Origin of the sequence: Actinomadura sp. HBU206391, from assembly GCF_014323665.1 — a bacterium.
Classification (GTDB): Bacteria; Actinomycetota; Actinomycetes; order Streptosporangiales; family Streptosporangiaceae; genus Actinomadura_C.
The window spans coordinates 1-16,840 of the sequence record NZ_JABVEB010000019.1; the positions used below are offsets into that span (position 1 = coordinate 1).

Here is a 16,840-nt window from a genome sequence, read left to right on the forward strand (position 1 = left end):
TGCCGTGGCCCGGAAGGTACACCCGGGTCGGCGCGAACGCGAGCGCGCCCGCGTCCCAGGCCTCCTCGTCTCCGCCGGCCGACGCGTCGGCGGCCACCACCCCGCCGGCCGCCAGCACGGTGGTGACGAGCGCGTCGACCTGCCCGAGGAGCTCGAGCAGCCCGGGCTCGGCGTCGCGCAGCGACCCGCAGAAGACCGGCAGCGCGTTGGCGCCCTGGGCCTCGATCGCGTCGCACAGCACGTCGACGAACCCGGTGTTCCCCGACAGCTCATGGGCTCGGTAGAAGATGACACCGACCGTGGGGGGCGCCGGATCCCGCTCCCCCGGGTCGAGCGGGTCGAGCGAGCCGTGCACACCGTAGGCCGGCATCGCGACGGGGGCGGCGAACCCCTCGCCGGTCAGCAGCAGAGTGTCGGACAGGAAGCGGATCAGCTCACGCAGGTTGGCGATGCCGCCCTCGCGCAGGTACGCGAGCGTCTCGGCGGCGACACCCGCGGGAACCGTGGACAGTGCCATGAGTTCGGCGTCGGGCGTGGCCTCACCACCGAGCAGCACCAGCGGCACTCCGCCGGCCCGCAGCGCCTCGACCCCGTCGGGCCAGGTGCGGTGTCCGCCGAGCAGTCGGACGACCACGACGTCCGCGTCGGCGGTGAGAGCCGCCAGCTCGGCGAGATCCAGCCGGGTGGGGTTGGCGGTCACGTATCCGGCGTCGGCCGCACGCGCGGCGAGCAGTTCGGTGTCGGCCGTGGACAGCAGCAAGACGCGCATCGGCATGCCTTCCCCGGGGTTCCGCGCCCCGGCTCGGGTGGAAGAGTCGGCGACGGCGGGAAGTCTCCTGACTCCCGGATCACCGCTCTCCCTCGGCCTTCCAGCGTTGCCGCCGTGGCCCAGATCGAGGGAGCGCTCCCCGGTCACAGTTGCGGGACAGCCCCGGATTCGCACCGGGTTCCTTCTCCGCCGTCGCCCGGCAGTCTATGACCAAGGCCGCCGCACTGGCGGCAGGCCGGTCGCCGGCCGAACTCGGGGCGCTCACGGCGGCGATCCAGTCCGATCAGCGACAACTCTAGGTGCCCGATGCACTACTGGCCGTAGCCTGTACCGCCCGCACCACATCGAACCGCATCGAGCCGCATCGATCCGCTGATGAGCCGTCGACGTCATCGAGGAGCCCGCAATGGAGGGGAATCTGGCCTGGGCACTGGCCGAACGCGCAGCGCTGTACGGCTGGCGCGACCGGCCGCTGTTCCACGCCGACGAGGCCACGTACACCCACGGCCAGGTCCACGACGCGGCGGCGAGAGCGGCGGCCGTGCTCCACCGCGCGGGGATCAGGCGGGGGCAGCGCGTGCTCATCGCGCTGCCGGACACGATCGGCTTCGCCACGGCGCTCCTCGCCGCGATGCGGCTCGGCGCGGTCGCCGTGCTCGTCGGCCCCGAGCAGGCTCCGGAGCGGCATGCGCGCGCGCTGAGCGACGCCGAACCGGTCGCGGTCGTGTGCGACGACGGCGAGCTCGCCGACCGTCTCGGGGCGTCGCGGGTCCACGGCAGGCCGCGCGTCCTGACCGCCGCCGACCTTGCCGGCGGTCACGGTCCGACGCCCGACCCCGAGCCGCTGCCGCCCGGCGCCCCGGCGTACGTGCAATACACCTCGGGCACCTCCGGCCCGCCGAAGGGCGCCGTCCACCGGCACAGCGACCCCGAGACGCATTTCTACGCGATGGCACTGGGTGCGCTCGGGATGGGCGCCGACGACGTGATGTTCTCGGTGGCCAAGGCCTGCTCCCCGTACGGCCTGGGCAACACGATCTTCTTTCCGATGTTCTGCGGCGCGGCGGCGATCCTCTGGCCGGACCGGCCGACCGTACGCGGTGTGGTGCGGCAGGCGCGGCGCCACCGGCCCACCGTGCTGTTCGCCGTGCCCGCCTTCTACGCACGGCTCGCCGTGGCCCTCGGAATCGGAGGCGCCGCCGAGTCGGATCGGCCGGCGTTCTCGTTCCTGCGTGCGGCGGCCTCGGCCGCCGAGCCGCTGCCGCCCTCGCTCACCGACCGGATCGAGACGGCGATCGGCTGCCCGCTGCTCGACGGGTTCGGCACCGCCGAGGTGGGGCACACGTTCGTCTCCAACACCGTCACCCGCCGGCGCCGCGGCACCCTCGGCGTGGTGCTGGATCCGTACGAGATCTCGGTCCGCGCCGAGCACGGCGGCGAGACGGCCATCGGCGAGCGCGGCGTGCTGCACGTACGCGGCCCGTCCGTGCCGACGGAGTATCTCGGCGGCACGGGCTCGATCGGCGATGTGCAGGACGCACAGGGGTGGTTGCGCACCGGCGACCTCGTCCACGTCGACGCCGACGGATTCGTGCACCACCACGGCCGGGTCGAGGACCTCGAGACGGTCGGCGGCGACGTCGTCACCCCGCTGGAGATCGAACGGGTCCTCGGCGCCCATCCGGCCGTGTCGGAGGTGGCCGTCGCCGGCCGGGACGGCGAGGAGGACGCGTTGTGGGCGTTCGTGGTGCTCATGGCCGGACATCCGCCTTCCACCGCGCTGGAGAGCGACCTGGTCGGCCTCGCGCGGGCGCGGCTCCCGTCGCCCGCGGTGCCGCGGTCGGTGCGGTTCGTCTCCGCGCTGCCCCGCACCCCGGCCGGCAAACTCCACCGCGCCGCGCTGCGCCGGGCCCCGCTCACGGAGCCCTGATCCCAGGCCACGCCGCGGTTCACGCGGCCTGCCAGGAGCAGCGGAGGCCTCCACGTGAACAGGCTCCGCACACCGTGATCGGGCTCCCGTCACGCGGTGATCGGGCTCCCGCCACGCGGTGATCAGACCGTGGACACCCGGTGATCTGAACGGACTGCCGGGGCGGCGGGCAAGGCCGGCCGCCGATCCGCAAGGATCGGTACATGTCGCTGCGTGTCGCACTCATCGGATATGGCACCGGAGGCGCGGTCTTCCACGCGCCACTGATCTCCTCGGTCCCCGGCCTGACCCTTTCTGCGGTCGTGACCTCGGACCCGGTGCGGCAGGAGGCCGTACGCCGCCGTCACCCGGGCGCCGCCGTGCTCGACGGCGCCGACCGGGTGTGGGACGCGGCGTCGTCCTACGACCTGGTGGTGGTGACCACTCCGAATCGGCTGCACGTGCCCCTGGCCAGCGCCGCGCTGGAGGCCGGCCTGCCGGTCGTGGTGGACAAGCCCGTCGCGGCGACGGCCGGGGAGGCCCGGTCGCTCGGCGCACTGGCGGCCGAGCGCGGGCTGCTCGTGGTCCCGTTCCACAACCGGCGGTGGGACGGTGACTTCCGCACGGTGCGCGGGCTCATCGCCGAAGGCCGCCTTGGCGACGTGCGGCGGCTGGAGTCACGCTTCGAGCGCTGGCGGCCCGAGATCAAGCCAGGCTGGAAGGAGAACGCCGATCCCGCCGTGGCGGGCGGCGTGCTCTACGACCTCGGTTCACACCTCATCGACCAGGCCGTGACGTTGCTCGGCCGGCCGCTGCGGGTCTACGCCGAGCTGAACACGCGGAGGGCGGGGGCCGTCGTGCCCGACGACGCCTTCGTCGCGCTGACCCACCCCGGCGGACGGATCTCGCACCTGTGGATGAGTGCGGTCACCCCGCTGCTCGGCCCGCGCTTCCGCGTGCTGGGCGGTGACGCCGGCCATGTCGCGTACGGGCTGGACGGGCAGGAGGACGCGCTGCGGGCCGGGCGCACACCGCTCGACGAGGGTTGGGGGATCTCGCCACCCGAGTCGTACGGTGTCGTCGGCACGCCGGAGCACAGCGTCCCCGTGCCGACCGAACCAGGTGCCTACCAGGAGTTCTACGCGGACGTGGCGCGAGCCGTACGCGGCGAGGCAACACCGCCGGTGGCCCTTGACGACGCCGTGACCGCACTCGAGGTCATCGAAGCGGCGATGCGCTCGCCCCGCGAAGGCGGGGTCGTCACCCTGCGGTGAACGACCCCGGGGGCCGCCGTTCCTCTCGGTTCACGCCGCCCTCCCGGTTCACGCCGCGACGAAGACCTCCCATGAGGCGTCGCGGCGCACCAGCAGGTCACGGGTGAGCAGGTCGCGCCCGGCGGGCCACACCTGGTCGACCGCCCATCGCAGCTTCTCCAGGCCGTCCGGGTGGGCGGTGCCGGTGGCCACGAAGACCTCTCGCGAGGGCACGGCCACCACGAGGTCGCCCTCGACGTCCTGCGCCAGCTTCTCCATGAGCGAGTCGTCGAGCAGCAGCCCGGCCTCCAGGTCGTTGCCCAGCCCTATGGAGACGGCCTTGGCGTCCGGATACCAGTTCATCGACAGGTCCGGGCGGCGCGTCCGCAGGTTTCCCGCCGCCTGCGCGCGCAGCGCACCGGGCTCGATCCCCAGCTCGGCGCAGTGCCGCCGCGCCACGTACTCGTAGCGGTCCGGCAGTTCGAGGGCGTACGACGCGTACAGGTCACCGGCGAACGGCTCGCGCACCGGCTCGGCGTCGGGGGCCGGCGGGAACTCGAGCCGCAGCTCCACGGGCACGCGGGCTCGCATGATCGGGACGATGAGCGTGTGTCGCGGCTCGGTCATTCGGGCGATCCTCGATTCGTCCTGACTCGCCAGTCGTCGTGCGTCGTCGTTCATGTCGGCAGTCGTCGTTCGGCAGTCGTCGTCGGTCACTTGTGCGGAGGGGTGGAGTGGATCACCTTAGCGGGCCGCCGGGGGCGACGACCGGCAGCCCGGCCGGTGCACCTCGCTCGATGAGCCGCAGAACCGCGCCCGTGTCCAGGTGCTGCTCGACGAGATCACCGAGCAGGTCGAGCCGGGCCTCGCGCAACGCGGCGAAGCCGGTGTCGGGAGCGGGCGTGAAGTCCCGCCCGGCCACCTCGGCCACATCCTTCAGGAAGGCCCGGCGAAAGCCGTCGTTCTCCAGGGCGCCGTGCCACGTGGTGCCCCACACCGTGCCGGCCCGGCAGCCGTCCAGGAAGGGTTCTCCGCCCTCGACCGCCGCGACCCCGTGATGGATCTCGTACGCGTGCACCTGTTCGCCATAGGCGGTGCCGACCGGTCGCCGCAACGTCTTGACCGGTGCGAACTCGACCCGGACGGGCAGGAGGCCGAGCCCGGCGACAAGTCCGGCGCACGACTCCACGTCGTCGAGGATGTCGCCGGCCAGCATCTGGTAACCCCCGCAGATGCCGAGGATCGGCCTGCCCTCGCCCGCCAGCCGCGCGATCTCGGCCGCTAGCCCGCGTGACCGCAGCCAGCCGAGGTCGGCCACGGTCGCCCGTGACCCCGGCAGAATGATCAGGTCGGCGTCGGCCAGCTCACCGGGCGAGGTCACGAACCGGAGGATGACGCCCGGCTCGCACGCCAGCGCGTCCACGTCGGTGAAGTTGGAGATGCGCGGCGGCCGCACGACCGCGACGCGCAGCGTCTGCCGGCCGTGCGGCGGCTGCGCGGCGATCCGCGGGCCGTCCAGCCCGAGAGAGTCCTCGACGTCGAGCCAGAGACCGTCCTGCCACGGCAGCACTCCGTACGTCGGCCGACCGGTGAGCGCTTCGAGCTGGTCCAGCCCAGGGGCGAGCAGCTCGGGGGCGCCTCTGAACTTGTTGATCACGAACCCGGCGATCAGTGCCTGGTCGGCCGGCGACAGCAGGCCGACGGTGCCGTAGAGCGCGGCGAACACCCCACCCCGGTCGATGTCTCCGACGACGATCGTCGGCAGTTCGGCGGCCCGCGCCAGGCCCATGTTGGCGATGTCGCCCTCGCGCAGGTTGATCTCGGCCGGGCTGCCCGCGCCCTCGCAGATGACGATGTCGTACTCGGCACGCAGCGCGGTGAGGCTGGCGAGGACCACCTCGCGGAGCGGTTCGCGGTGCGCACGGTACTCGACCGCGTCGACGTCGGCCACGGGGTGCCCGAGCACGACCACCTGGCTGCGCCGGTCGCTGCCGGGCTTGAGGAGGATCGGGTTCATCTGCGCGGTGGGCTCGATTCCGGCCGCCTGCGCCTGCGTGATCTGGGCCCGGCCGATCTCAGCGCCGTCGGGTGTGACCATGGAGTTCAGCGACATGTTCTGCGCCTTGAACGGCGCGACCTTGATCCCCTGCCGGGCCAGCCAGCGGCAGAGCCCCGCCGTGACGACGCTCTTCCCGGCGTCCGAGGTGGTCCCCGCGACCAGCAACGCGCCCTTCACCGCTCCCCCATCCCACGCCGCGCTGCGCGCGTGAACAACTGCATGATCACGAGCGAGAGGACGGCGGAGAGAAGTGCCGCCGTCAGGGTGACGGCGCGGGAGAGGCGGACGGCGCGGCGGATGTCGGCGACCTCGGGCGATCGGCCGTCGCCCAGTTCCGGGCGCTGCTCGACCCTGCCGCCGTAGGCGTTGACGCCCCCGAGTCGTACGCCGAGGGCTCCGGCAAAAGCGGCCTCGCACCGGCCGGCGTTCGGGCTCGGATGAGCGCCCCCGTCCCGCCGTAGCGTCTCGTACGCCTCGCGCGACCGCAGAACCCCCGCACGGGGCCACCGGCGAGAAGTGCCGGAGGACGGTGGAACGCTGGCAGCGGTGGCTCCGGCAGGGATGGCTCCGGCAGGGATGGCTCCGGCGGGAGTCGCTCCGGCGGAAATGGCGCCGCCGGGGGTCGCTCCGGCAAGAGGCGCGCAGGCGACGGTGAGCAGGCCGGTCACCCTGGCCGGAATCCAGTTGGCGAGATCGTCCAGACGGGCTGAGGCCCAGCCGAAGTTCTCATGGCGGGGGCTCCGGTAGCCGACCATCGCGTCCAGCGTATTGATCGCACGGTAGGCGAGCAGGCCGGGCACCCCCGCGGCCGCGCCCCACAGCAGTGGCGCCACGGCGGCGTCGGAGGTGTTCTCCGCGATCGACTCGACGGTCGCCCGCGCGAGGGCCTTGGCGTCGAGCCCCTCGGGGTCACGGGCGCAGAGATGTGGCAGCCTGGCCCTGGCGGCGTCGAGGTCTCCGGCTTCAAGGGAGCGCGCCATCAGCATGCCCTCGCGGCCGAGAGAGGCGCCGCCGAGCACGGCCCAGGTGGCGACTCCCGTCACAGCCGTACGGGCAAGTGCGGTGACGAATGACCTTCGTGGCGGCGGTACGCCTCGCCCGTCGCCCGGCCACCGCGTCCCACCGCTGGTCAGCCGATCCGCGGCGAGACCCAGAGCGGCCGCTCCGCCGACGCACAGACCGGCGTAGAGGACGCCCGGCGGTTTCGCATCCGCGTGGAGCCGCCGTTCCAGCCGGCCCGCGACCCGGCCGAACGCGGCGACCGGATGACCGCGCCGCGGATCCCCGAGCACCGCATCGAGCACGACCCCGGCCAGCAGCCCCGCGGCGTTCCAAGGTGCGGCCCGCCGGAATGACGGGTCCTCGTACCCAGAGCGACCACGATCCTTCATACGACGCTCACCGCGACGAGCGTCTCCCCGGTCGCCATGCGACTCGGCAAGGGCACTTCCTGGTCCACGCTCATAGTGGTAGACGATAGGGCTTCATCGACACAGATCCGCTCGCAGGTCCATGACCGGTCCACAACTCGCGATCACACACCGGTTCGCGCCGGGTAGGCACCGCTCCTGTGAGTGGCATCACCACGAGAAGCAAAGCCAGTTGGTCATCTGACAGAACTTACTGCCGAACTCTTTGTTCCACTCGTCTTCGGCCCGGTCACGCTCATCGCTGTCCCCTATCGACTCCTTCACTTTTGCATAGGCGCCCCTTTCAAACTTAAATACCGAGCCGAGCATTCTGCACTGTTTAATGGCCCGGACCTCCTGATCCGCTTTCCATTCGATCCTCAGACTTCGCTGGGCTGGTGAGCCCGAGAAGGTCGCTCAGTATGCCTGAAGTTTGCGGATCATTGAGCATTGGCTGCAGGAGGGCATTCAACTGGGCCCGGCGTGTCACCGCCAGGTACGATACCGCGCCTTCGCCAATTTGCCGGTCGCGTTGTTGCGAGGTCGCACAGGGCTCCGGCACGCGCCGGAACGTGGCATGCAACGTATGGCGGTGAATACGTTGCGGAAAAAGCCCAGGGGCCCAGACGGGCCTAATCTCGCTGCCCGGCCGGACCCAACGCCGTCAGCATTCTCCCGTGATTCTCACCGAAGATGCGCGTCCAGATCGTCCCAATTTCTCTCCAGCCAGTCCTGGGCCCGCCGGATGTGTTCGCCGACGCCGGATCTCCACATGCGCGCCCATCCGCCGCCCTGGCGCTCGGCCCGGGTGCGCATCGCGTCATAGGAGCGCTCGAAGCGAATGCGCGCGGCGGGCAGAACGTCACGTCGTTGCTCGCGGTCCAAGCCGTACGCCCCGCAGAACAAGGCGATCCGGTGCCCCACGTCCGCGTCGCGCTGCACCAGGTCGCGGTCGGCCGGGTCGTCGAGCGGAGCCCAGTGCCGCAGCGTGGTCACCAGGTCGTAGAGCCGCGTCGTCGGACGGGCCAGGTCGAAGTCGATGAGCGCGTACGGCAGGCCGTCGCGGAACACCACGTTCTCGGGTGTCACGTCACAGTGGCCGATGAGGTCGTACGGGCCGTCCAGATTCGAGGTCGCCTCGTCGTCCCAGACCGCATCGGCGGGCGGGTCGTACGAGCTCGCGGCGTCGTGGAGTCGGCGCAGCAGCCGCGCCAGCGCGACAAGCGTCTCGTCGGTCGCCGCGAAACCGGGCAGCGGCCGGTGCGGCGTACGGCCGGGCATCCAGCTGAGGATCTCCCGCCCCTGATCGTCGACGCCGAGCACCCGGGGCGAACCGTCGAAGCCGACGCTCTCCAGATGGCGCAGCAGCCCGTGCACGGCGCGCGTGTGCGAGCGCACCGGACGGCGGACCGTGTCGCCGACGCGGACGACGCCCTCGGTCACGTCCCCACCGAGCAGAGGCACTTCCTGGTCCACGGTCATGGTGGTAGACGATAGGGCTTCATGGACACAGATCCGCTCGTCGCCCGCTTGACCGCGGCGGTCGGCAGCACCCATGTGCTGACGGATCCGCAGGTCATCGCGGCGTACACGACCGATTTCACCGGACGGTTCGGCGGGCCGGCCCGTCTGGTCGTGCGGCCGGCCGACACCTCCGAGGTGGCCGAGATCGTGCGTGCCTGCGGCGAAGAGGGCGCGGCCATCGTGCCGCAGGGCGGCAACACCGGCCTGGTCGGCGGCGGCGTGCCCCACGGCGACGAGGTCGTGCTGTCCCTGCGCAGGCTGACGTCGATCGGACCGGTGGACACCGCGGCCATGCAGGTGACCGCAGGTGCGGGTGTGTCGCTCGCCGATCTGCAGCGGCGGGTGCGGGCCGAGGGGCTGGACTTCGGAGTGGATCTCGCCGCACGTGACTCGGCGACGATCGGCGGCATGGTCGCGACGAACGCGGGTGGCGAACGAGTGCTGCGCTACGGCACGACACGCGCCAACGTGGCGGGCGTGGAGGCGGTGCTGGCGGACGGCGGCACGATCGATCGGCTGGCCGGGCTGCCGAAGGACAACGTCGGCTATGACCTGCCGGGGCTGCTCGTGGGCAGCGAGGGCACGCTCGGCATCATCACCCGGGCCCGGTTGCGGCTCGTACCGCTGCGGGCGGGCCGGGCCACCGCCCTCCTGGCGCTCGACTCAATGGACGCCGCCGTGTCGGCGGTCACGGCTCTGCGGGCGCTGCCCTCACTGGAACTGGCCGAGTTCTTCTTCGCGAACGGGCTCGATCTGGTGTGCCGTACGTCGGGGCTGCCGGCCCCGTTCGCCCGCTCCCATCCGGTGTACCTGCTGGTGGAGTGCGCGGCGTCGCACGACCCCACGGACGAGTTGTTCGAGGTCATCGAGAAGCTGACGGCCATAGAGGAGGCGGCGGTGGCCGTGGACAGGGCCGACCGGCAACGGATGTCGGCTTATCGCGAGGGCCACACAGAGGCGATCAACACGGCGGGTGTGCCGCTCAAGCTGGACATCGCCGTGCCGTTGGCCGCCCTCCCGGATTTCGTCAGGGACCTGCAGGCACTGGTGGCGGGCGTGGCGACGTCGTACCTGTTCGGGCATCTCGCGGAGGGCAATCTCCACGTGAACCTGCTGGGGGCGGGAGATCGGGCCGAGGAACTGACCGAGGCGGTGCTGCGGCGGGTCGCCGCGGTACAGGGCAGCATCAGTGCCGAGCACGGGGTGGGCCGGGCGAAGGCCCGCTGGCTTGGACTGAGCCGGTCGCCCGCCGAGATCGCCGCCATGCGCGCCGTGAAGCACGCCCTCGACCCGCACGGCCTGCTCAACCCAGGCGTGATCCTGCCGTCCGATCCGTAACGCGCCAGGTCACGTAGGCCCGTCCCTTGGTTCGGCGCCGTAGGCGGATGCCGTCGAGTTGATCAATCTGTCCGGTCGCGGCGGCATGCGCGTCCGCGCCGGACCCGCGTCGGCAGCCCGCAGAGAGACCCGTATGCCCTGGTCAGAGCGGGTGACGCCGCCCCGAGCGAATACGATCGTGCGAAAGGCACCGGCCTCGCTCTACACTCAGGACGGCACCAGGCGCCCGTAGCTCAGCCGGATAGAGCATCGGACTTCTAATCCGACGGTCGGGGGTTCGAATCCCTCCGGGCGCGCACCGTCTGACCTGGACATTCTCAAAGATCATGAGCATGTCCGGTCGTCGTTTTGGGGTGGTTTGCGGCCCGTGGTTGCTCGTTGGTTGCTCGCCTGTCGTGATCTTGTCGCCCGCGCACTGGTCGGATCTCCTTTGGGTGATCTTTGTTGCAGATCACGATGGGATCGGTCCCAAGGTGCTGAAGAACCGGCTGACCTCCTTTCCGTTGCGCTCATGCTGTGATCGTGAGCTACGGGTTCAGGCAACGTCTTGGACTTCTTCACCGTGGCGAGGATCAGATCAGCGATCTGGATCTTGCCATCCAGGCCAGCAGCGATAGTCAGCAGTTCGCCTGCTGTGCCCATTTCGGTCTCGGCGGCGTCCTGGGTGGTGAACCCGCCGCGTCGGAGTGGGTTACGCCGTCTGCCGTCGGCTTTGGGCGGGAGTTCGAGCTGGTAGTACCAGGTGCCGTGGGTCGGGCTCCATGAGCCGCCCTTGCGCCTGAGCTTGGGGCACTTCTTACGCAGTCGCGTGCCGTTCTCGTTGCGGCATCCGCAGGACTTGTAGGTGGTTCCGGCCACCATAGGTGTTCACCTGTCTTCCGGTGGAGGCTGCACCGCCGGGTTAGCCGGGTTGTCGAGCCCGAGAAGGGCGAGCAGTCCGGCGGTAGGCACCAGGTAGGTTCCGCCGACGCGTAGGACCCGGCAGGGGAACTCCTCCGCGCGGGCCAGCTCGTAGGCCTTGGTGCGTCCCAAACCGAGCACGCGCCCTGCTGTGACCAGATCGACTACTGCGGGCAGCGTGCTGATCTCCGCCGCAGTCATGCCGCGCATCACCACACGCCCCCGCCCCCGCCCGCCGGGTGGCGGCCTGCAGGCGACCCCCCGGCGGCAGCGTGTCGGGCGTGGGTGTCACGGGCGTCCTCCAGCGGATCGGGTCCGCCCCGGGCGGTGTGCGGGCCGCTGGACCGCACGCCAGGTTGGGTGCCGTCGGCATCCCACCTGGCCGCGTCGGGGCGATCGCATCCACGCTCGGCTCCTCGCATGTCGTCAAGCCCGATCCGCTGGCCTGCGCCCACCGGTCGCGCCGCCCTGCCGGGATTTGCGAGGTCCGCAGGGCCGGGCGATGACCCGGCGGCACCGGCCCTGGGCACAGCCGACCAGCGCCGGTTGTGCTGGTCTGTGGCGGTGCACTGTGGCTCTGCTCGACGGCGGGTGGACCCGTCGGCGATGTACGGGTGGCCGGGATATTCAGCGGTGTGGGGCATCGGGTGTGCTTCGGCACCTCCACCCGCCTCGGATGGCGCGAGGGCATGGCAGGCCGACCGCTGAGGCACCTTCTGCGGACCACGGAGGGCCTTCGACCCGGGAGCTGTTCCGCACAGCTGCAGACTCGCTCGGACACGGTCATCCACGCGCGCTGTTGGTTCGATGCGAGGGCAGTGCAGCATCGGATTGGCGAAGCCGGCCGGCGAAGGGGACAGTCGGCCGATGCGCTCGAGGGCGACGTTATCGCCAGGCAATTCAGCGAACTCGCGGCCACCCGACCGGTACCCGTGATCGCTGAGTGAGCGGCGTAGATGGGGAAGGCACCCTGGGCGGTGGCCGCAGCCTGGATGACTCCGAGTCGGCCTCCACGCCGGACGTGGGATGGCCGCATCCAGCTGGCCTGCCGCCCAGGGCGCAGCACATGGACGCTCGTCTCGGCGCTGCTGGTCAAGCCCCACCCCGCCGGATGCCCTGCCGGACCAGAGACCAGGCGCGGGTGCCGCTACCCAGCTCCCGATGCCGCCGGAGTACATCGCCATATGCCGCATCATCGATCGCTCTGTCCCTGAGGTGCTGAGGCGCTCTCCTGGCCTGGGTCGAGTGGGCGTCTTAGGACGAGGACTTCTTCGTGGGCGTTGACGTGCAGGGGCAGACCGGCGGCGCGGGCTTGGCGGGTTTCGTGCATGGCGAAAAACGACGCCCGGGTGACCAACCTGTCGTCTTTGATTCCACACAGCAAAGCCACCAGCCGCTGCACCGGCTCCAAGCCGGCGTCTTGAGCAGCCGCCCAGACCTGGACGGGGAAGTCGACCAGCTGTCCTGCTTTGCGGAAAGGGCGGGTGGTAATGACGACGATGCCGCCGGGGCGCAGCAGCGGCAGGCATCCGGTGAGAATGTCAGTGAACCCCGAGACGAGCCGGTCGTGACTGCCTCGGGAGAGGTTATGCGGGGTCTTGCCGTAGGTGTGGTTCCGCTTACGGACACCGTCCTGCCCGCTGTTGCGGCCGGCGCTGAAGTGGCCCCGCCTTTGCGGTTTCAGGTGTCGAAGGGCCAGCGGCCGTCGGCGACCGGGGAGTCGGGGTCGAATCGCAGGCGGGCCTCGTCGGGGCTTGTGGCCAGGGCCCTCATCGACCAGGCCGGGCGCTTCCTGCCCGAACTCGTGACCAGCACCCGCCTTAACGGGCACACCTGGCACGACATCGCCCAGGCGTCGCGGTCAGGCTGATGGCGGTCAGCTTCGCCGATGGTGAGCTACCGTCAACGGCGGTTAGCCATATCGCGCACATTCGACGCTCTGTCTTGCAGCCGGCCGGAGCGACGGCGTAGGCAACCCGGCACCCGTCGGGCAAGATCACTGGCTGCGACGGCACGACGCCGTCCGCCACCAGTTCCGCGGTCAGCTCCGGCGCGTCTTCACTCATGCACCGCGCCCTTACTGCTGAAATCATCAGGTGAACCGCAGGCTCTGCGGGTTGTTCAGAAGGCGGACTCGGTGCCACATGAACCCGCCGGTCGGCGACCTGGCCATCAGGCTCCCCGGCGCGGAGTCGGCCGCCCGGAACGAATTTGGGCGGCCGACTCCCGCGAAAGTTCGCGATCAGGTGTCGTTGGCGCTTTCCGACGGAGGGCGGTCGACGAGCCAGATGACACGCTCCGGCTCGCTGTAATCGCTTACCTCGGCGCAGGGTCCCTCCTGTCGGGGCGTACTGAGGGTCATATGCCTGCGGAGGGTCCAGCCGGTGAGCCGGTGCTCAGCCAGGAGCGCCTTGATCAGCTTGCGCGTCTCGGAGTAGGAGGTGCAGCCGCGGTGCGCGAACCGGTCGTTCAACTCGACCCGGAATCGGGCGAGCCTGCGCTGCTCGTCGGTGGGTCCGGCGTAGGGCGCGGCGCGGTGCAGTGCACACTGGTCCCTGCCCCCTGGATACACCTTGATCGACCCTTGGGGGGAGCTGTCGACGCACGCGGTGAGCCGGTCGGGTGCCGGCGCGCCGAAGAATCTCGGCCACGCCTCCCGGCATGCTCGCACCGGGTCGTCTTGGGCGGCGTCGAAGTGGATGCCGCCGGCGCCGTTCCGTGCCGGATTCTCGCAGTCGACGGTGTTGGAGTCGAGAGCATGGCCCTTGCCGTCTCCGGCGACCCACGCGTAGGTGCCCGCGGTCCCGCTCACGACGGCCAGTGCGGCGAGGGGGACGGCGACGATGAGCCGCACCCGCCTGCGCTGGGACCGCCGCCGCGCCTGAGCGAGGATCCGCGTGGCCATGGGGCCGTCGGAGTCGGCGAGATGTGTTGAGCGGGTCGGATCCGCGTGACGCATCCGCCGCTCCAGTTCCTCATCGCTGAGCATCGTGTCTCTCCTTCACCTCTTGATCTTCGGCTGCGGACAGGGACCGGCGCAGGCGTTCTCTCGCCCGATGCAGCCGGACGGCGACCGCACCTTGCGAGATGCGGAGCACGGTGGCGATTTCGCGATGCGATAGCTCGTCCCAGTAGGCCAGTCGCAACACCTCCTGGTCTCCGGGCGGCAAGCGGGCCAGCGCTGCCGCCATTTCGTGAGCGTCATCGTCGTCGGTGGGTTCCACAGGCCCGCTCTGTTCCGCGACCCGCCGTACCAGCAGCACCCATCGCCGCCGACTCCGGGTGTGATTGGCCAGCACCCGGCGGGCGATGCCCAGCAGCCACAGGGTGGCGTCATCCTCGGCGGAGGGAATGTGCCGTCGGCGACGCCACGCCACCGCGTACACCTCTGCGACCACGTCCGGTGCCGCGGTCTCGGTCGTCCGCCGCAGGCAGTACGCCATCACCCGCCGGAAGGTCGAGTGGAACAAGCGCTCAAACTCGTCCGAGTCCATACCTCAGCAATGTCCGGCTCGGCCCGCTTCCTTACAACCCTGCAAGGCCATCAAGAGAGCACGGATCAAGTGCCGGCGGACCAGCGGCAGAGGGCCATAGTGTGCGGATGGACATTCGACGAGCAATAGTCAAGACTTGTGGATCAAGGTATTTTAGAGGTTGCCTGCCGCCGGCAGCGCGGGCCGATGGATCCAGGCGGCAAGGTCCGCGGGCGCGCATTCGGCGACTCGGGCGGCGTACCGGGGAAGCTCCTCCTCGCTGAGGACCTGCCGCCACTGGCCTGTTGATCCGCTGTGGAAGAACTGGCTGCGGTCGTGATAGAAGCCGTCGTGGCTGGCTTCGGGCGCGAGCTCGCCGGCCCGGCCCTTCATGACCGCGAACGTGGCGGCCTGGACTAGGTCCGGCCAGGCTGTCTCGGTGATGGCGATCCCGAGCCGGGCCGCTATGTAGCGCATCTGCCCTTCGAGGTCATCAAGGAGGTCCTCGTAGCGCAGCAGCACGATGTTCGGCTGGTCGCGGACCTGCCAGAACGTGTCTAGATGGTGAAGCATGATCTCCAGGTCGGACACGGCCTTCCCGGGCGCGGCCGGATTGACCCAGGACCAGAAGCGCTCGCGCGCGGTCCCGCTCGGCAGGGACGGAGCGGCGGCCAGCAACTCGTCAAGGACCACGGCGCCCACGGCATCCTCCCGCAATGCGAGGGACACGGCCCGGTCGGTGTTGCTGGCATGGCTGTCCAAGGACACGGCCACATCCCGGGGGTCCCGGCTTGCGCAGAGGTAGGTGACCCGGTCGTCGAAGGGCAATCCGTCGAGGGGCGCATGGGTCTTGATGAACCGCCGGTGCGCCTGTGCCTCGAGGTCGGCCAGCACTCCGGTGAGCGGGCGCAGCAGGACGTCCAGCCACGGCGAGATCTGGTCGAGCGGCCGGTCGAATGTCGCGCTCTTGAAGATCTCCAGGGCGCAGATCATCTGCAGCCAGGTCGTGCCGCACTTCGCCGGGGTGCTGATCACGATGTCGCCGGGACGGAACACGAACCCATCCCAGCGGGCCGAGTCCGTAAAGGAGGTCTGGTAGCGAACGCGTTCCCCCAAGCCCATGCGGGGAGAATGGCGGCAACCAGATCGGGCCGTCAACCGTGCCGTGAATGACCGGAGCGCCCCGCTAGCGCAATGACCGGAACGCGGCGCGGACCTCGGTGGTAAACAGCGTCGGTTCCTGCCAGGCAGCGAAGTGATTGCCTGGTCTGCTCGAACGTGCGGTTTTCCGGGCGTCTTCCGCGGCGCCGGCTCAGCATGCGTCAGCGCCTCCCGCACCAGCCGCCGGTGCACCCCGTACCTGCGGGCCAGCGCCCGGACCGACAGCCCCTCCCGCCACGAATCACGCCGGTGCGCTCGAACAGCTCAGCCTTCGCGGCCGCCACCAGACCCTCCTGACGCCGCGCAGCACCACGAGGCTCCCGCGCGCAACCCGCCCGGCGGGGCCACTTCAAGCCGACATAAGGATTCCGTCACCCGCCCCCAGCCCGGGCGGGGCCAGATCAAGCCGCCCGAGCGGGGCCAGATCAAGCCGTCGTAGCCACGCGTGACCAGCGCCGCTTAGGCACAGCTATAGGGGCGCGTCGGCAGGCCACCCTCACAAGGCCATCCGACAGGTGGTTTGTTCGCGAGTCACGGTCTGGCACACATTCCGTGAACGAACTCGGCGGTGGACTCAACCAGTTCCGGCTGCGCGGTGTTGATGCTGGTCAGTCGACAGGTGACCGCTGCCCAGTCGCGAGACTTCAAGACCCTTCACGGAAGGTGCGCCAGAACCCGAGTCACGGCACCAGTTGTTCGGGAGTTCGGGCACCGCCCGGATCCGGCACGGGTCGATGTTCGCGAGTTTCGGCACCACCTGCTACGGCGCCCTTGCCCTGTCGGCCGTGCGCAGGCGAGCCGGTGCGATGTTGACGGAGAGTTACACCGCTGGGCAGCGCGGTAGCGCACGCTCCGCGGCAGAGTCGGAGGGCGTGGGTCGGCGAGCGGGCAACGCTCGATCAGCGGCATGAGCGTGCATTGCGGGTTTGTCTTCCACATGGCAATTGCCCCGGGCGGTGGCACGGGGTGGTGGCCGGTGCCTCAGTACCTGGCAGCGGGCTGCACGACGTCCGGGCCGCCGGTGTGCGGCGTCGGTCCGTACCCG

At 70.5% G+C, this 16,840-nt stretch carries 14 protein-coding genes, 1 tRNA gene and 1 riboswitch; of the genes, 5 read left to right on the forward strand and 10 right to left on the reverse strand.

Annotated elements, in window-relative coordinates:
* Positions 1-769 (reverse strand): cobaltochelatase subunit CobN (locus HKK72_RS10105; protein WP_187234032.1); only part of this gene is annotated, 769 nt, incomplete at its 3' end.
* A gap of 39 nt (positions 770-808) precedes the next feature.
* Positions 809-985, reverse strand: a riboswitch (cobalamin riboswitch).
* Positions 986-1,175: 190 nt separating this feature from the next.
* On the opposite strand from HKK72_RS10105, the gene HKK72_RS10110 reads away from it, so the two are divergent.
* Both HKK72_RS10110 and HKK72_RS10115 read left to right on the forward strand, forming a co-directional pair.
* Positions 1,176-2,699 (forward strand): AMP-binding protein, encoded by a 1,524-nt coding sequence (locus tag HKK72_RS10110; RefSeq protein WP_187234033.1) that lies wholly within the window; start codon positions 1,176-1,178, stop codon positions 2,697-2,699.
* A 203-nt stretch (positions 2,700-2,902) separates the two neighbouring features.
* Positions 2,903-3,952: a Gfo/Idh/MocA family oxidoreductase gene (locus tag HKK72_RS10115; protein ID WP_187234034.1), complete on the forward strand. Its 1,050-nt coding sequence runs from the start codon at positions 2,903-2,905 to the stop codon at positions 3,950-3,952.
* Between the two features lie 48 nt (positions 3,953-4,000).
* Here the strand turns inward: HKK72_RS10115 and HKK72_RS10120 are convergent, their stop codons facing one another.
* The 4 genes from HKK72_RS10120 to HKK72_RS10135 form a co-directional block, all read right to left on the reverse strand.
* A complete protein-coding gene (locus HKK72_RS10120) occupies positions 4,001-4,558 on the reverse strand; it encodes a DUF1444 family protein (protein ID WP_187234035.1) in 558 nt (185 codons plus the stop codon).
* Between the two features lie 112 nt (positions 4,559-4,670).
* A complete protein-coding gene (locus HKK72_RS10125; protein ID WP_187234036.1) occupies positions 4,671-6,167 on the reverse strand; it encodes a cobyric acid synthase in 1,497 nt (498 codons plus the stop codon).
* The gene (locus tag HKK72_RS10130; RefSeq protein ID WP_187234037.1) at positions 6,164-7,381 is read right to left on the reverse strand and encodes a cobalamin biosynthesis protein; all 1,218 of its coding nucleotides are present in this window, start codon (positions 7,379-7,381) and stop codon (positions 6,164-6,166) included. Before HKK72_RS10130 ends, HKK72_RS10125 begins: the two co-directional genes overlap by 4 nt.
* A 702-nt stretch (positions 7,382-8,083) precedes the next feature.
* On the reverse strand, positions 8,084-8,881 hold the full coding sequence (locus HKK72_RS10135) for a phosphotransferase (RefSeq protein WP_187234038.1): 798 nt from the start codon (positions 8,879-8,881) through the stop codon (positions 8,084-8,086).
* Between the two features lie 21 nt (positions 8,882-8,902).
* Between HKK72_RS10135 and HKK72_RS10140 the strand changes: the two genes are divergently transcribed.
* Both HKK72_RS10140 and HKK72_RS10145 read left to right on the forward strand, forming a co-directional pair.
* Positions 8,903-10,261, forward strand: a complete 1,359-nt coding sequence (locus HKK72_RS10140; RefSeq protein WP_187234039.1) for an FAD-binding oxidoreductase — start codon at positions 8,903-8,905, stop codon at positions 10,259-10,261.
* Positions 10,262-10,483: 222 nt separating this feature from the next.
* Positions 10,484-10,557: transfer RNA gene (locus HKK72_RS10145), tRNA-Arg, on the forward strand.
* A 28-nt stretch (positions 10,558-10,585) separates the two neighbouring features.
* Here HKK72_RS10145 and HKK72_RS10150 read toward each other — a convergent pair.
* The gene (locus HKK72_RS10150; protein ID WP_187234040.1) at positions 10,586-11,122 is read right to left on the reverse strand and encodes a hypothetical protein; all 537 of its coding nucleotides are present in this window, start codon (positions 11,120-11,122) and stop codon (positions 10,586-10,588) included.
* 6 nt (positions 11,123-11,128) lie between these two features.
* Positions 11,129-11,362, reverse strand: coding sequence for a DNA-binding protein (locus tag HKK72_RS10155; RefSeq protein WP_261986702.1), 234 nt, complete (start codon positions 11,360-11,362; stop codon positions 11,129-11,131).
* A 1,072-nt stretch (positions 11,363-12,434) separates the two neighbouring features.
* Between HKK72_RS10155 and HKK72_RS10160 the strand changes: the two genes are divergently transcribed.
* Complete coding sequence (locus HKK72_RS10160) at positions 12,435-13,031, forward strand: hypothetical protein (RefSeq protein ID WP_187234042.1); 597 nt, start codon at positions 12,435-12,437, stop codon at positions 13,029-13,031.
* A 372-nt stretch (positions 13,032-13,403) separates the two neighbouring features.
* Here the strand turns inward: HKK72_RS10160 and HKK72_RS10165 are convergent, their stop codons facing one another.
* The 3 genes from HKK72_RS10165 to HKK72_RS10175 all read right to left on the reverse strand — a co-directional run bounded on the left by HKK72_RS10165 (position 13,404) and on the right by HKK72_RS10175 (position 15,756).
* The gene (locus HKK72_RS10165; RefSeq protein ID WP_187234043.1) at positions 13,404-14,150 is read right to left on the reverse strand and encodes a hypothetical protein; all 747 of its coding nucleotides are present in this window, start codon (positions 14,148-14,150) and stop codon (positions 13,404-13,406) included.
* The gene (locus tag HKK72_RS10170; protein ID WP_187234044.1) at positions 14,137-14,655 is read right to left on the reverse strand and encodes an RNA polymerase sigma factor; all 519 of its coding nucleotides are present in this window, start codon (positions 14,653-14,655) and stop codon (positions 14,137-14,139) included. The genes HKK72_RS10165 and HKK72_RS10170 overlap by 14 nt, the downstream gene beginning before the upstream one ends.
* A gap of 153 nt (positions 14,656-14,808) precedes the next feature.
* Positions 14,809-15,756, reverse strand: a complete 948-nt coding sequence (locus HKK72_RS10175; protein WP_187234045.1) for a sulfotransferase domain-containing protein — start codon at positions 15,754-15,756, stop codon at positions 14,809-14,811.
* Positions 15,757-16,840: the final 1,084 nt, after the last annotated feature.

What these genes read in the sequence shown, in the direction of transcription:
- HKK72_RS10110 (WP_187234033.1), top strand. Translation starts at nt 1,176, where the DNA reads ATGGAGGGGAATCTGGCCTGGGCACTGGCCGAACGCGCAGCGCTGTAC.
- HKK72_RS10115 (WP_187234034.1), top strand. Translation starts at nt 2,903, where the DNA reads ATGTCGCTGCGTGTCGCACTCATCGGATATGGCACCGGAGGCGCGGTC.
- HKK72_RS10120 (WP_187234035.1), bottom strand. Translation starts at nt 4,558, where the DNA reads ATGACCGAGCCGCGACACACGCTCATCGTCCCGATCATGCGAGCCCGC.
- HKK72_RS10130 (WP_187234037.1), bottom strand. Translation starts at nt 7,381, where the DNA reads ATGAAGGATCGTGGTCGCTCTGGGTACGAGGACCCGTCATTCCGGCGG.
- HKK72_RS10135 (WP_187234038.1), bottom strand. Translation starts at nt 8,881, where the DNA reads ATGACCGTGGACCAGGAAGTGCCTCTGCTCGGTGGGGACGTGACCGAG.
- HKK72_RS10140 (WP_187234039.1), top strand. Translation starts at nt 8,903, where the DNA reads ATGGACACAGATCCGCTCGTCGCCCGCTTGACCGCGGCGGTCGGCAGC.
- HKK72_RS10150 (WP_187234040.1), bottom strand. Translation starts at nt 11,122, where the DNA reads ATGGTGGCCGGAACCACCTACAAGTCCTGCGGATGCCGCAACGAGAAC.
- HKK72_RS10155 (WP_261986702.1), bottom strand. Translation starts at nt 11,362, where the DNA reads ATGACTGCGGCGGAGATCAGCACGCTGCCCGCAGTAGTCGATCTGGTC.
- HKK72_RS10165 (WP_187234043.1), bottom strand. Translation starts at nt 14,150, where the DNA reads ATGCTCAGCGATGAGGAACTGGAGCGGCGGATGCGTCACGCGGATCCG.
- HKK72_RS10170 (WP_187234044.1), bottom strand. Translation starts at nt 14,655, where the DNA reads ATGGACTCGGACGAGTTTGAGCGCTTGTTCCACTCGACCTTCCGGCGG.
- HKK72_RS10175 (WP_187234045.1), bottom strand. Translation starts at nt 15,756, where the DNA reads ATGGGCTTGGGGGAACGCGTTCGCTACCAGACCTCCTTTACGGACTCG.